A 12,955-nucleotide genomic window follows, 5' to 3' on the forward strand; every position below is an offset into this window, starting at 1 on the left:
CGTCCGCCCGCGGAACCGGCTGCCTGCGCGCCGATCAACTGCCGCGCCGGCCGGGCCGCCCACCTCTGCCGCCGGCCTTGGTGCGCGGCCGAGTCGCCCGCCCGCTCGCGGGCAGGGCCGCTGGCTCGGTGCCCCGGCTGCCCCATCGGCTCCCGCCGCCTGCTTGTCGATAGGCCTGCCCGTCGGCCGCCCGCCTGGCGATCCCGCCCGCGATCTCTGCCGCCCGCCTGGGCTGCGGGGCCGTCGCAGGCCGCCCGCTGCCCGGGCGTCCCTCCTCCGCCGGGTGCGCGGTACGGTCAGCGTATGAAGATCGTTGACCTTGAGCCCGGTGACCCGCGTCTGGAGGCCGAGCTGCTGCCGGTGCTCCGCGAGCTGCGGCCGCATCTCACGGCGGAGCTGTTCCGCGACATCTACGCGACCGGGCACGCCCAGGGTCTGCGCTTCAGCGCGGCGTACGCCGACGACGGGCGCTGCGTCGGGGCCGCCGGATGGCGGATCATCGTCAACACCAGCTCGGTGAAGAAGCTGTACGTCGACGACCTGGTGACCAGCGAGAACGCCCGCTCCGGCGGCGTCGGGCACGCGTTGGTCGCGCACCTTGAGGCGCACGCCCGCGAAGCCGGCTGCTACGAGCTCAACCTGGACTCCGGCACCCACCGCACCGGAGCCCACCGCTTCTACCTGCGCGAACGCTTCGACATCGTCGCCTTCCACTTCACCCGGGAGCTCAAGCCCCTGCCGTGAGGCCGGCCGGGGCCAGGTCGAGGCGCCAGGCGTTGCAGCGCATCGGCCGGCCCGGCGGGTACTCGAAGTCCCGCTCGCCGAGCAGGGTGAAGCCGGCCTTCCGGCACACCGCGTTCGAGGGCCCGTTCTCCGTCGACGGGAAGGCGAACAGCGACCCGAACCGGCCCTCCGCCCGCGCCCTGACGATCACCGCGCGCGTCGCCGCCGTGGCCACGCCCCGGCCCTGGAAACCGGCCAGGATCGTCCAGCCCGTCTCGTACACCGGCTCGCCCTCCCAGGTCGTCTCCCAGAAGCCGATCGCGCCGGCCGGGCGGCCCTCCGGCAGCGCCTCGACCCGGAACATGCACCCGGGGCGGTCGGGGTCGGCGCTCAGCTCGACGTACCGCCTCTGCCGGACCACGAGCTGCTCCTCGCTCTCCGGGCCGCCCAGATGTTCCGTCAACTCCGGCGCGTTCACCGCCTTGAGCAGTGCGAAGTCCTCGTCCGACCACGGCTCCAGGCGGACCGTTCCCCCGCCGGTCCCACCGGTCCCGCCCGTGTCGTCGTCGCTCGTCTTCATGGGCCGCACCCTAGGTCAGGGCACTGACAGCGCCCTCGCGTACGCGGTCGGCGGCACCCCGATCGTCGCCGTGAAGTCCCGTACGAGATGGGCCTGGTCGCTGTAGCCGAGGTCGGCGGCGAGCGCGGCCCAGTCCGGCGGCGCTGCCGCGGAGCCGGACTCGGCGCGTTCCAGGGCCTCGTGGATGCGGTAGCGCAGGATGACCCACTTCGGGCCGACGCCGACGTGGGAGGCGAACAGCCGTTGGAGCGAGCGCGGCGAGAGCCCGGCGGCCCGGGCCAGTGCGGACACCCGGCGCACAGTGCGGTCCGTGCGGACCAGGTCCACCAGGGCCATCGCCTGCTCGGCCGCAGCATCGGCGGCGGGACCGTGGGCCAGCAGGAACGCGTCGAGCGCCGCCACGCGCGCGTGGTCCTCGTCGGGGGACAGTACGCGCGCGAGGAGCCCGGACGGTGGCGCGGGCTTCGTATCCGTGCCCCCGCCCGTGCCCGTGCCCCCGCCCGTGCCCGTTCCGGCGCCCGTGCCCGCGTCCCCGCCCTTGCTCCCGCCCGTGCCCGTTCCGGCGCCCGTGCCCGCGTCCCCGCCCGTGCCCGCTACCGTTCCCGTGCCCTTGGGGGCCTCGTCCCCGTTCTTAGCCTCGCCCCCGTCCTCGCTCCCGCACTCGCCCTCGCCCTCGCCCTCGCTCCTGAAGGCCTCGGTCAGCGGGACGATCCGGCCCGTCCAGTGCGAGACCGGCCACGCGGGCGCGAACGGGCGGAAGCCGCCCGGCCGGAACTGCACGCCGCAGACCCGGCCCTTGCCGGTCAGCTTCTTCGTGAAGAGCTCCAGTCCGATGCCCGAGACGACCGCGGAGTCCGAGACGACAGCCGAGTTCGCGGCGGCCCGGCCCTCGACGCCCGGCTCGGCCGTCCGCTCGAACACGACGTTCACGGACGGGTGCGGGACGACATGGGTCGCGTACGGCTCGGCCAGGTCCCAGTCGATCAGCCAGTAATGCTCCAGGTACGGGCGGAGCTCCGGCGCCGGTGCGTGCCGGCGGAAACGGACGCGGGCGAGCAGCTCGGCCGGGTCCACGATGCCCCGGGTGTCACGGCGCGGTGCGGGACCGGAGTCGGTCATTCTCCGATGCTAGGCGGACTCTCCGCAGGGCCGGGCGCCACTGGCGTGTTTCTTCAAGACCGGCGCCGGCGCCCCGCCTAACGTCGGATCCATGACGTACGACGATCAGCAACAGCAGGATCACCGCATCGCCCCTCTGCTCGGCTCCGCCGCCGCCCTCGCCGTGCCCCTGGTGCGGGACACGGCCGACGAGGAGCTGGCAGCGCCCACGCCCTGTGCCGAGTACGACGTGCGCGGGCTGCTCAACCACCTCTTCCGGGTCGTCGAGAACTTCCGGCTGCTCGCCGCCAAACAGCCGTCCGACTTCTCCGGCGCCGATCCCGACCGGCTCGCCGATCCGGAGTGGCGGACGCGTTTCGCGGAGGAGACCGGGCGGCTGGCCGCCGCCTGGGCCGAGCCCGGTGCGGAGGACGGGACGACCGGTGCGATGGACATGCCGGCGCGGACGGTCGGCGCGATGGTGCTGCTCGACCTGACCGTGCACGTCTGGGACCTGGCCCGGGCCACCGGACGGGACTACGAGCCGGACCCGGCGGTCGTGACGGAGCTCGCCGGGGAGGTGGCCCGGATGGCGCCGATGGCCCGCGAGATGGGTGTCTTCGGCGCCGAGGTGGAGCTGCCCGAGGGCGCCTCCCCGTTCGAGCGGCTGCTCGCGGTGACGGGGCGCGATCCGAGGCTCTGGGCGGCCACGGTCTGACCGCCGTACCCGCCGCGTTATTGCCGCGGTAGTCGTACTCGCCGCGCTCGCCGTCTCGCGTGCTCGCAGGAGACCGGTCGGAGGGAGGCGAAGGCGCTCCCGCCTACCGCAGCCGGCCCGCCGCGCTCAGCGACAGACGCGAGACGACCTGGCCGAAGGTCCGTTCCTCGGCCGGCGTGAGCTCGACCGTCTCCTGCGGGTGCCAGACCCGCTCCAGCGGGACGTTCGCGCGGGTGCGGCGGGCGCGGGCCCGCATGCCGACGGCCATCCACACGGCCGCGGAGACGGCGAACAGACCGACGAGGGTGATCACACGGGGGTCCGAGAACTGGCCGGGCAAGGTCATGGCTGACTCCGGGGGCATGTGCCCGTACGGCGACGGCGACGGCGGCGGCTTACCACTGGCAGATGGCGGCGCCCGCTCGCCCGCCCGTACGGCGTGACGATTCCTGCTGCTTCCTCCCGACCCGTTCAGTTAACACCACCCTGGGGGTCTTTCGGCAGAGGGGTCCGGGACCAAGGTCCCGCCCCGCGCCCCCGGGAAGGCCCTCTTGTGCGGGCCTGGGAACCGCTTCAAGGTGGCGGGGACGGAGATTTCCGGCCGGGGAGGGAGCAGCCGCGATGGCGGACGCAACGGGCACGGACATGTCGGGCGGGGATGGGGCGGATACGGGGGGTACGGCGGGCTCGGCGGGCTCGGCGGATGCGGCGGGTGCGGCCGGTATGTCCGGCGGCGCCGGTGCGTCGGGCGGCCCCGGCGGGTGGGAGTTCACGGACGACCGGGGCGCGTCGTCGGCGGCCGTGCGCCGGCCGGAGCGGGTGCTGGCCTACGTACGGGCCGGGGCCGCCCTGCTCGACCTGGGCGTGCGGCCGGTCGCGGTCTACGGCTCCGGGCACGACGGCGATCTGCTGGATCCGGCCAAGGCCGGCGGGCTCGCCGAGGCGGGCGTCCCGTACCTGGGAGCCGGGCGGGCCCTGGACGAGGCGCGGATACGGGAGCTGGGCGGCGTCGACCTCGTGCTGGACGTGACGTACGACGGCAAGAGCCCGTACGCGCTGGACGAGGCGCTCGCCGGGCGGCTCGGGGTGCCGCTCGTGGCGCTGTCCGTCGGCAACGAGCCGGCGCTGTCGGCGATCCTGGCGCGGTTCGGCGAGCTGGCCCGGGCCCTCGGGGCGACGGCCGCGGCGACCGGGCGGGTGGACGACGCGGAGGCGGCGCTGCGGGGCGCCGCCGGGCGCACCGGGCTCAGCGTCCTCGCGCTGTCCGGCGCCGGTCCCGAGCAGGTGCATCTGGCGCGGCCGCACGCCTGGCCGGAGCTGGCCCGGCTCGCCGAGCTGGGGGTGCGGTTCGTGGATCCGGGCCCGGGGCCGGGCGCGAGCTGGCTGACCACCGACTGGGAGCACGCCCTCGGGCTCGCGCCGGGCCTGGTGCTCTTCGACAGCCGGGCCAACGCGGTGCCGCCTCAGGTGGTCCCGCCGGGCGCCCGGCTCGCTCCCTGGAATCCGGAGACGCCGCCCAGCCCGGCCGCGTACGCCCGCTTCTTCCAGGACCTGACGGCGGCGCTGGAGGACCACCTCTAGGGGCCACCTCTAGGGGCATCGCCGGGGACGGCCGCTGCCGTACGAGCGCCGCCTGCGACCCGAGCGCCGCCTACGGCAGACCACCCGTCTACGGCAGAGCAGCCCGTTTACCGCACGAGCGCCGTCTACCGCCCGCGCGCCGCCTACGGCACGCGCGCCCGCAGTGAGTCCGCGAACTCCTCCGCCCGGGCCAGCTGGGCGCGCAGTTCGGCGACGCGTTCGGCCGCGGCCCGCTCGTAGCGGCGGACGCGGGCGACGAGGGCGGTGCGGGTGTCCGGGTCGAGTTCGGCGGGCGTGTCAGGGGCGTCGGCGGCGAGGCGGTCGACGGCGTCGAGGAGTTCGCGGGTCTCGTCGAGGGTGAAGCCGAGCGGCTTCATGCGGCGGATCACCATCAGCCGGGCGACGTCGGCGTCCGTGTAGAGCGGGAAGCCGCCCTCGGACGCGGCGGACGGGACGACGAGGCCGCTGTCCTCGTACTGGCGGATGGTGCGCAGGGACAGTTCGGTCCGTGCGGCGACCTCGCCGATCTTCATGGGGCGGGGGCGCACGGTGTTCAGGACGTCGGGGATCGCCACATCGGGTCCTTTCTCTGCTGACACGTACTCCGCGCACGCATTACATCCGATTCGTCCTAACTTCAGCACTTATGAGAGCGGGAAGTGCGGCGAAACGCCTGCGAGGTCTCCGAGAGTCCCCGAGAGGTCCGTCGACACGCGGCCACACGCGTACATTGGTGGGCTCGGGATGAGGCGTGGCGTGGTGCGGTGTGTGACGGAGGGGGCACCCCGTGGTCGAGAAGATCGTTGGCGGCATCGTCGTGGCTCTGCTGACCGGTGTGGGCCGGCTGCTGTGGCAGAACAGGAGGCATCTGACGCTGCTGCGGCTGCTGCTCACGCCGTTCGGCCGGGCGCGGGTCTCCGTGGCGGTGCTGCTGCGGGTCCATGAGGAGGACCACTACGTGCTGTTCACCTCCGCCAACCGGCCCGGCGCGTTCGGTCCGCCCGGCGGCGTCGTGAAGTACCAGGAGTCGGCCAAGCGTGTCCTGGAGCGGCTCGGCTTCGAGCCGGAGGGGCGCAGCCGGGACGTGATGCGGCACGACCTGCGGGGCTTCCTGGGTGCGCTGCGCGTCCTGGGCTTCGCCCGCTGGCTGCACAAGGAGGTCGACCGGGAGACGGCGGCCGACTGCCTGCGGCGTGAACTCGTCGAGGAACTGGGCGAGGTGGGGCACGAGGAACTGATCCCGTTGGCCCGGGAGGTCGGTTTTCGGTCAGTTCGCCGCGTCATCGACGGGCCGCTGAAGGTTCCGGGTGAGACGTATCGGCAGATCCGTTTCTTCGAGGTCTACGACCTGGTCCTGGACAAGCCGGAGGCGACTCGGCTGCGCGAGGCGCTGCTCGAGCTCGCCGGTGACGGCGACGCGGAGACGGTGATCGGCGCCAGCCGCGCCGAGATCGCCCGCGGGCGGGCCCAGGCACACGTCGTGCTGCCCCAGTCGGCGTTCCTGACGGGCGAGAAGAGGTTCCGGGAGGACCTCACGCCGGTGTCCTGAGGCCGCATCGGGATGGCCTGAGGACGGCCCTGCGGACGGCCCGCGGGACGTCCCGGGCCGGGCCGGGGGCGCCGCCGGGAAACCTGCGCCCTCGTGGCGCGATGGCGCCTCCCCGTGCCTCCGGGATCTGCGATAGATCCTTGCGCAACGAACCAGCGCACGCGGCACGGAAGGGCATGGTGGCAATGGCGCCATTCATCTCGGCGGACGACTTCGAGAACTACTTAACGACGGTCTACGCGGCCATGGACGAGGCCGTGCGTGCCGAGCCGCATCTGGCCCCGCGCTTCGCCAAGTCGCGCATCGTCATGGCGCAGGCGGGGCCGGAGATCTCCGAGGGCAACCTGGTCGGCCCGGCCTTCAAGATCGCCAATACGGCGCTCGCCGTGGCGGAGAACCACTACGTGAGGACCGACCAGGAGCGGGCGCGTGAGCTGCTCGACATAGCGGTTCGCCTCTACGGCTTCCGCAACCAGGAAAGGTACGCCGGGTCGATCTCCCAGTGCCGCGCGCTCCTGGGGCAGTTGGACGCCCTGCGGCCCGCCGTGACGGCTCCCGCGGCGACGGCGCCGGTCCGCACGTCCGTACCGGAGGAGTCCGCCCCGCCCGCGCCGCAGGACCCGCCGACCCCGCCGCCCGCCTCGCAGGCTCCGCCGCTGCCGCAGCAGGCTTCCGTGCCGCCGCTGCCGCAGCAGGCCTCCGCCCCGCAGTCGTTCCCGGCGTCCCGGGCGGTCCCGCCGTCCTCGTGGCGCCGCCCGTCCGACGACTTCTCCGACGACGGCTACGGCGAAGGACCGGGATCCCGCGACTACGTCACCTGGGAGCAGCTCCTGGAGGAGTGGCGGGCAGGCGGAGAGGACGGGACGCCCGCCGAGGACCTGTTCGACGCCTTCGCCGGGCACGTGACGGGGATGATCGGCCGGAACGCGCCGATGGCCGCCGACCGGCTCAGGACGATCCTCGAGAAGGACCTGAGCCTGCTCAGGAAGACGCTCGCCGGCGCCTCCGTACCGACCGACGTCTTCGCGCCGCTGCACGAACGGGCGAAGGAGGTCCGGCAGGTCGCTTCCCGCACCCTCTACAACTTCACCCGCGGCGGGACGGCCTACGACGGGCAGCGGATCCGGCTGCAGTGGCTGGCGACCGCACTGCACAACCTCTCCCTGCGGGTGCACCTGCCGGAGAACGACCACCAGATCGTCGCCGACGTCCTCGGCTACCTCCAGACCCTCCAGGTCGAGCATCGCTACAACAACGACCAGCGTGAACTGCTGCTCGCCGTCTCGGAGGCGACCACGCTCGTCGCCGTCGGCGAGCTCCAGGAGTACCACCTGTCCAAAATCGACTTCGTGTGCCGGTGGCTGCGGCACGCCGTGGGCATCCAGCTGCTCGTCGGCGGTCCCGAACCGGTCGAGCCAGGCGGGATGAGGGCCCACCGGAGGGTCAAGAACCAGGCGGCGACCGGCGGCTACCCCAATCCCGCGACGTGGGCGGAGGAGCTGCTGCGGCAGTGGGCGGGCGAGCCCGAGCGCTGGAACAGCATCGCCTTCATCCTGCTGCTGCTCTCCAACTGGAAGGCCGAGGGGCTCGAGCGCCTCCTCGCCGCCCTGTACTACTCCAAGCAGAACGAGTCGTCGAGCGGCCCGGACACCAAGGACGAGGTCCAGGAGTTCTGGCGGGAGCGCGCCCTCGACATGCTCGGCGCCGCCCGTGGCGTCCGCGTCATCCGCAACGCGTGGGAGCCGGGTTCGGCGCGGGGAGCGGCATCCACCTCCATGTCGCTGAACGAGCGGGACGCCGTCGTCGAGCTGCCGAGCCGGCTGCTCCAGGGCATGGCCGTCGAGCTGGCCCCGAAGGCGAACGGCGCCGTGATGCAGGGCGCCCTGTTCGCCGACCGGCCCGTGCCGACCTTCCTCGCGTCCAACGTCTTCGGGCCCATCGGCGTCCTCAAGATCGACGAGGCCGCGAAGGTGCAGCGGGAGAAGCGGAACTTCGACGCGTACGGCGAACTGCTGCATCCCGCCGTCCGGTCGAGCAAGTGCACGGTGTCCACCGCGACCGTCATCAACAGCACCAACGGCGTCCGCTACCAGGGCATCCTCACCTCGTACGTGTTCCGCAACCGCGACGAGCCCACCACCCTGCGGGCCTGGCTGGTCAAGACGGAGGGCCTGGAGGACAAGGCGCTCCGGAAGGTGGTCAGGGAACTCCTCCTGGAGGCCCTCGGGCCGTGGCTGAGCAACGCGAGCCGCGCCATGGGCGACCTGCGGGGCGAGTACCCGGCGCTGCGGCCCGACGACTACGAGCGGACCGGCTACGCCCCGGGCAAGGACGCCGGCACGGAGCTGGACCACTTCGAGGCGGCCGAGGTCGCCGAGGTCTTCGGCGTCGAGGGCGGGCTCACCTGGCGGCCTCGCACCCTGGGGGCGCTGTTCGCGGGGTCCTCCTTCGCGGCGGGCCCGATGTTCACCGACCGCGACGCGGACCTGACCAACCCGCTGTGGCTGGTGGCGCACATCGCCGAGGTGGCCAGGCCCGGCACCGGCACCGGAGGGGCCGGGGAGCCCGCGGAGGCCGAGGAAGACCCGTCCGAGCTGTTCGAATGGCTGCTGTACAACCGCGACGAGGGCCTGACCACCCGCTCCTACCTCACCTGTGTCTCGCACGGCGATCTGCACTGCGAGAACGTCCTGGTGGGCGGCACGGGCCGGGAAGAGCGCGAGCTCTACGTCCCCGACCTCTACATCATCGACTTCGAGACCACCCACCGCGGCCACATCTGCAAGGACTTCGCCCGTCTCGAGTCCGCGCTGTGGTCCCGTACCTTCGCCTGGACGCCCGAGCAGCTGGCCGAGATCCGGCCGTGGTTCGCGGACGCGCTGCGCGCGGAGTCGCTGTGGGACCCCGAGATCCCCGAGAAGGCCGACCCGGAGGTACGGCGGGTCCTGACCTGTGTGAAGCGGCTGCGGGCCATCCTCAAGGGCTGTGAGCAGCCCAACTGGGCGTTCACCGACCTCGAGTACCGGTGGGCCCTGTTCGCCTCGCTGCTGCCGTTCGCCCGCTACCGCGACCACGAGACGCCGAGCAACCGCTTCCTGCCGTTCCTGCTCGCCGCCGAGCTGGCCGAGGGCATCGTCGACGACGCGCGGAAGGCCACGGGCAAGGCCCACGGCAAGGGCGCCTAGCGGCCGGCCCCCGGAGGGGAGGGGCGCCGGCCTACGGCCAGACCAGGCAGTACGGCTGGTGCCCCGCCTCGTGCAGCCGGTGGCTGAAGTCCTGCCACTCGTGCAGCAGCTGGTAGACGTTGAAGGCGTCCTGCGGGCCGCCGCGGTCGGGGACCGTGGACCAGATGAAGGCGGCGGCGCCGACCGACTCCTCGCCGATGCCGCGGAGCGGGTCGACGACGGTCATGGGGAGCTTCACCACGGCGTAGTCGGGGTGCAGGACCACCAGCTCCAGCGGCGGGACCTTGTGGAGCGGCATGCCCTGGATGCCGGTCAGGACCATCGCGGCTATGGTCTCCGGCTTGATCTTGGTGAACATGCCGCCCATGCCGAGCTCGTCGCCGCCGAGCTCCTCGGGGCGCATCGAGATCGGGACCTGCGCCGCGGTCGCGCTGTTGGGCGCGCCGAAGTACTTGTAGGTCACGCCCAAGCGGCCGCCCCCGTTCCCCGGCGTCGCCGGTCCCTCGACCGGGCCGGACTCGCGTGCCCGGGCGGCGCGCCGGGCGCGTGCCCGGCCGAGCCGCGACTCGTCCGCGACCGGGCTCGGCACCGGACCCGGGGCCGAACCCGGACCCGGACCTGGCACCGGACCCGGGCCAGGGGCGGGACTGGGGGCAGGACCGGCAGAGGCACCGGATGCCGGGCCGGAGCCGGGGCCAGGGCTCTGGTTCTGGTTGTGGTTCTGGGCCGGGCTCTGCGCGGGCCCGTGCGTCGCCGGGCCCGTACCGCCCGGGAGCGGGCCGTCCGGCCTCCGGGGCTCGCCGGCCCGCGGCTCGCCACGCGACTCGGCGCGGGCGTCACCACGCACCTCGCCGCGGGCGTCACCACGTGCGTCACCGCCGCGCGCGTCGGCGCGCGGCTCACCGCCCGTCCGAGGCTCGTTGGCCCTCGGCTCTTCCGTCCTCCGGCGCCGGTGCCTCCCCCTCCGGACAGGGTCGGGACCCAGGTCGTCAGTCCCCTCGCCCGGTCCGCCACCGCGATGCATATCTCCACCCGACTGCTGTTCCGGCCGCCGTCTCCGCGTGCGGCCCGATCATCGTGACAGTGACCTCCCCCACGGTCGTACGGTGAAACACCTGTCCGCAAGATCGCCGTGGCCTCTGACACCATGGATTCCGTGAGCCATCCTTATGACGCCCCAGTTTCGCAGACGCGACGGAGACACGCCCCGGCGTAATTCACAGGGTGCCCACACCGTCCCCACGTACTCGACGTCGTCCTCGCAGGTCAGGATCAGGTCAGGATCACAGTGCCGTATTCATACGAAGCCCCAGTCTCACAGACGCTTTTCGACCGCGCCTCCCTTGTGACGCCCGGCGGCGTGAACTCACCGGTACGGGCCTTCCGGGCCGTGGGCGGAACGCCCCGGTTCATGGTGTCCGGTACCGGTCCGTACCTCACCGATGCCGACGGACGCGAGTACGTCGACCTGGTCTGCTCGTGGGGACCGATGATCCTCGGCCACGCGCACCCCGAGGTGACCGCGGCGGTGCAGACGGCGGTGGCGCGCGGGACGTCCTTCGGCACGCCCGGTGAGGGCGAGGTCGCGCTCGCCGAGGAGATCGTCGCGCGGATCGAGCCGGTCGAGCAGGTGCGGCTGGTCTCCAGCGGGACCGAGGCGACCATGTCCGCCATCCGGCTCGCCCGCGGCTTCACCGGCCGCGCCAAGGTGATCAAGTTCGCGGGCTGCTACCACGGCCACGTGGACGCGCTGCTCGCCGCGGCCGGTTCCGGCGTGGCCACCTTCGGACTGCCCGACACGCCCGGCGTGACCGGCGCGCAGGCCGGCGACACCATCGTGCTGCCGTACAACGACCTGGAGGCGGTGCAGGAGGCCTTCCACCGGTACCCGGGCGAGATCGCCTGCGTGATCACCGAGGCCTCGCCGGGCAACATGGGCGTCGTCCCGCCGCTGCCCGGCTTCAACCAGGGCCTGAAGGACGCCTGCGCGAAGAACGGCGCGCTGTTCATCTCCGACGAGGTCATGACCGGCTTCCGCACCTCGCGGGCCGGCTGGTACGGCGTGGACGGCGTCAGGCCGGACCTGATGACCTTCGGCAAGGTCATGGGCGGCGGCTTCCCGGCCGCGGCCTTCGGCGGCCGCGCCGACGTCATGGGCCACCTCGCCCCGGCGGGCCCGGTCTACCAGGCGGGCACGCTCTCCGGTAACCCGATCGCCACCGCCGCCGGCCTCGCGCAGCTGCGGCTGCTCGACGAGGCCGCGTACGAGAAGGTGAACGCCGTCTCGGCCGAGATCCAGGGGCTCGTCACGGACGCCCTGACGAAGGAGGGCGTGGCGCACCGGCTGCAGACCGCGTCCAACATGTTCTCGGTGTTCTTCACCTCCACCGAGGTGCGGAACTACGAGGACGCCAGGAAGCAGGAGGCCTTCCGCTTCAACGCGTTCTTCCACTCGATGCTCGCGGACGGCGTCTACCTGCCGCCGTCGGCCTTCGAGTCCTGGTTCGTGTCGACCGCCCACGACGAGCGGGCCGTCGAGCGGATCGCCGCCGCGCTGCCGGCCGCCGCCCGCGCCGCCGCGGAGGCCACCGCGTGAGCGCCGCGAACGGCACCCCGGGCGCCGACGACATCACCGTCGTCCACCTGATGCGGCACGGCGAGGTGCACAACCCGGACGGCGTGCTGTACGGCCGCCGGACCGGCTACCACCTGTCCGAGCTCGGCCGGCAGATGGCGGACCGGGTCGCCGAGCACCTCGCGGGCCGGGACATCACCCATGTCGTGGCCTCCCCGCTGGAGCGGGCGCAGGAGACGGCGGACCCGATCGCCAAGACGCACGGCCTGGACCTGGTCACGGACGAGCGGCTCATCGAGGCGGGGAACGTCTTCGAGGGCAAGACCTTCGGCGTCGGCGACGGCGCGCTGCGCAAGCCGGGCAACTGGAAGCACCTCACCAACCCGTTCAAGCCGTCCTGGGGCGAGCCGTACATCGAGCAGGTCGTCCGGATGATGGGCGCGCTCGACGCGGCGAAGGACGCGGCGCGCGGCCACGAGGCGGTGTGCGTGAGCCACCAGCTGCCGATCTGGATCGTGCGCAGCTTCGTGGAGAAGCGCCGGCTGTGGCACGACCCGCGGCGCCGGCAGTGCACGCTGGCCTCGCTGACCACGTTCACGTACCGGGGCGACCGGATCGTCTCGGTGGGGTACAGCGAGCCGGCCCTCGACCTCGTGCCGGTGCACCTGCGCGCGGGCGCGAAGCCGGTGAAGGGCAAGGCGAAGGCCTTCGGCGCCTGATCCGAAGGGCCCGGCCTCCGGATCCGACCTCCGGGCCGACCTCCTGGTGCCGGGCCTCTGGACGCCGGGCGTTCGCAGGAGTAGACCCCTCAGGGCGGGGGGGGGCGGGCGGGCGCTCCCCCCCGCGCCGGACATTAATTTTTGATTTAAAGCCCCGCCGCGGTGTGCCGGCCGGCAAGAGCACGAGGCGTGTGTGATGGATAATACGATAGTGGGGGGTGGGGAGT

At 73.0% G+C, this 12,955-nt stretch carries 12 protein-coding genes; 7 read left to right on the top strand and 5 right to left on the bottom strand.

What is annotated here, in order from left to right; genetic code table 11:
• Positions 1–303: 303 nt before the first annotated feature.
• Positions 304–744: a GNAT family N-acetyltransferase gene (locus ACFVGS_RS32590; RefSeq protein WP_385695584.1), complete on the top strand. Its 441-nt coding sequence runs from the start codon at positions 304–306 to the stop codon at positions 742–744.
• Here the strand turns inward: ACFVGS_RS32590 and ACFVGS_RS32595 are convergent.
• Together ACFVGS_RS32595 and ACFVGS_RS32600 are read right to left on the bottom strand one after the other, a co-directional pair.
• Positions 728–1,303: a GNAT family N-acetyltransferase gene (locus ACFVGS_RS32595; RefSeq protein ID WP_384420855.1), complete on the bottom strand. Its 576-nt coding sequence runs from the start codon at positions 1,301–1,303 to the stop codon at positions 728–730. The two genes, ACFVGS_RS32590 and ACFVGS_RS32595, sit on opposite strands and share 17 nt — an antisense overlap.
• Before the next feature lie 15 nt (positions 1,304–1,318).
• Positions 1,319–2,422 (bottom strand): DUF6597 domain-containing transcriptional factor, encoded by a 1,104-nt coding sequence (locus ACFVGS_RS32600; protein ID WP_385695587.1) that lies wholly within the window; start codon positions 2,420–2,422, stop codon positions 1,319–1,321.
• Between the two features lie 91 nt (positions 2,423–2,513).
• Between ACFVGS_RS32600 and ACFVGS_RS32605 the strand changes: the two genes are divergently transcribed.
• On the top strand, positions 2,514–3,119 hold the full coding sequence (locus tag ACFVGS_RS32605) for a TIGR03086 family metal-binding protein (protein WP_385695589.1): 606 nt from the start codon (positions 2,514–2,516) through the stop codon (positions 3,117–3,119).
• A gap of 103 nt (positions 3,120–3,222) precedes the next feature.
• Here the strand turns inward: ACFVGS_RS32605 and ACFVGS_RS32610 are convergent, their stop codons facing one another.
• On the bottom strand, positions 3,223–3,465 hold the full coding sequence (locus ACFVGS_RS32610) for a hypothetical protein (protein WP_384420849.1): 243 nt from the start codon (positions 3,463–3,465) through the stop codon (positions 3,223–3,225).
• Positions 3,466–3,842: 377 nt separating this feature from the next.
• On the opposite strand from ACFVGS_RS32610, the gene ACFVGS_RS32615 reads away from it, so the two are divergent.
• On the top strand, positions 3,843–4,700 hold the full coding sequence (locus ACFVGS_RS32615; protein ID WP_384420847.1) for an ABC transporter substrate-binding protein: 858 nt from the start codon (positions 3,843–3,845) through the stop codon (positions 4,698–4,700).
• 143 nt (positions 4,701–4,843) lie between these two features.
• On the opposite strand, the gene ACFVGS_RS32620 is transcribed toward ACFVGS_RS32615, so the two are convergent.
• Positions 4,844–5,233, bottom strand: coding sequence for a MerR family transcriptional regulator (locus tag ACFVGS_RS32620; RefSeq protein ID WP_384420913.1), 390 nt, complete (start codon positions 5,231–5,233; stop codon positions 4,844–4,846).
• 254 nt (positions 5,234–5,487) lie between these two features.
• Between ACFVGS_RS32620 and ACFVGS_RS32625 the strand changes: the two genes are divergently transcribed.
• A complete protein-coding gene (locus ACFVGS_RS32625; RefSeq protein ID WP_384420845.1) occupies positions 5,488–6,249 on the top strand; it encodes a hypothetical protein in 762 nt (253 codons plus the stop codon).
• 185 nt (positions 6,250–6,434) lie between these two features.
• Complete coding sequence (locus ACFVGS_RS32630; RefSeq protein WP_385695593.1) at positions 6,435–9,434, top strand: hypothetical protein; 3,000 nt, start codon at positions 6,435–6,437, stop codon at positions 9,432–9,434.
• A 31-nt stretch (positions 9,435–9,465) separates the two neighbouring features.
• On the opposite strand, the gene ACFVGS_RS32635 is transcribed toward ACFVGS_RS32630, so the two are convergent.
• Positions 9,466–9,903, bottom strand: coding sequence for a hypothetical protein (locus ACFVGS_RS32635; protein ID WP_246094774.1), 438 nt, complete (start codon positions 9,901–9,903; stop codon positions 9,466–9,468).
• 819 nt (positions 9,904–10,722) lie between these two features.
• Between ACFVGS_RS32635 and hemL the strand changes: the two genes are divergently transcribed.
• Together hemL and ACFVGS_RS32645 are read left to right on the top strand one after the other, a co-directional pair.
• Positions 10,723–12,030, top strand: a complete 1,308-nt coding sequence (gene hemL / locus ACFVGS_RS32640) for a glutamate-1-semialdehyde 2,1-aminomutase (RefSeq protein WP_384420842.1) — start codon at positions 10,723–10,725, stop codon at positions 12,028–12,030.
• Between the two features lie 50 nt (positions 12,031–12,080).
• On the top strand, positions 12,081–12,728 hold the full coding sequence (locus tag ACFVGS_RS32645) for a histidine phosphatase family protein (protein WP_384420911.1): 648 nt from the start codon (positions 12,081–12,083) through the stop codon (positions 12,726–12,728).
• The last annotated feature ends 227 nt before the right edge of the window (positions 12,729–12,955 follow it).

Source organism: Streptomyces sp. NPDC127114, from assembly GCF_042677525.1.
GTDB lineage: Bacteria > Actinomycetota > Actinomycetes > Streptomycetales > Streptomycetaceae > Streptomyces.

What these genes read in the sequence shown, in the direction of transcription:
- ACFVGS_RS32600 (WP_385695587.1), bottom strand. Translation starts at nt 2,422, where the DNA reads ATGACCGACTCCGGTCCCGCACCGCGCCGTGACACCCGGGGCATCGTG.
- ACFVGS_RS32610 (WP_384420849.1), bottom strand. Translation starts at nt 3,465, where the DNA reads ATGACCTTGCCCGGCCAGTTCTCGGACCCCCGTGTGATCACCCTCGTC.
- ACFVGS_RS32590 (WP_385695584.1), top strand. Translation starts at nt 304, where the DNA reads ATGAAGATCGTTGACCTTGAGCCCGGTGACCCGCGTCTGGAGGCCGAG.
- ACFVGS_RS32645 (WP_384420911.1), top strand. Translation starts at nt 12,081, where the DNA reads ATGCGGCACGGCGAGGTGCACAACCCGGACGGCGTGCTGTACGGCCGC.
- ACFVGS_RS32630 (WP_385695593.1), top strand. Translation starts at nt 6,435, where the DNA reads ATGGCGCCATTCATCTCGGCGGACGACTTCGAGAACTACTTAACGACG.
- ACFVGS_RS32595 (WP_384420855.1), bottom strand. Translation starts at nt 1,303, where the DNA reads ATGAAGACGAGCGACGACGACACGGGCGGGACCGGTGGGACCGGCGGG.
- ACFVGS_RS32620 (WP_384420913.1), bottom strand. Translation starts at nt 5,233, where the DNA reads ATGAAGATCGGCGAGGTCGCCGCACGGACCGAACTGTCCCTGCGCACC.
- ACFVGS_RS32615 (WP_384420847.1), top strand. Translation starts at nt 3,843, where the DNA reads ATGTCCGGCGGCGCCGGTGCGTCGGGCGGCCCCGGCGGGTGGGAGTTC.
- ACFVGS_RS32605 (WP_385695589.1), top strand. Translation starts at nt 2,514, where the DNA reads ATGACGTACGACGATCAGCAACAGCAGGATCACCGCATCGCCCCTCTG.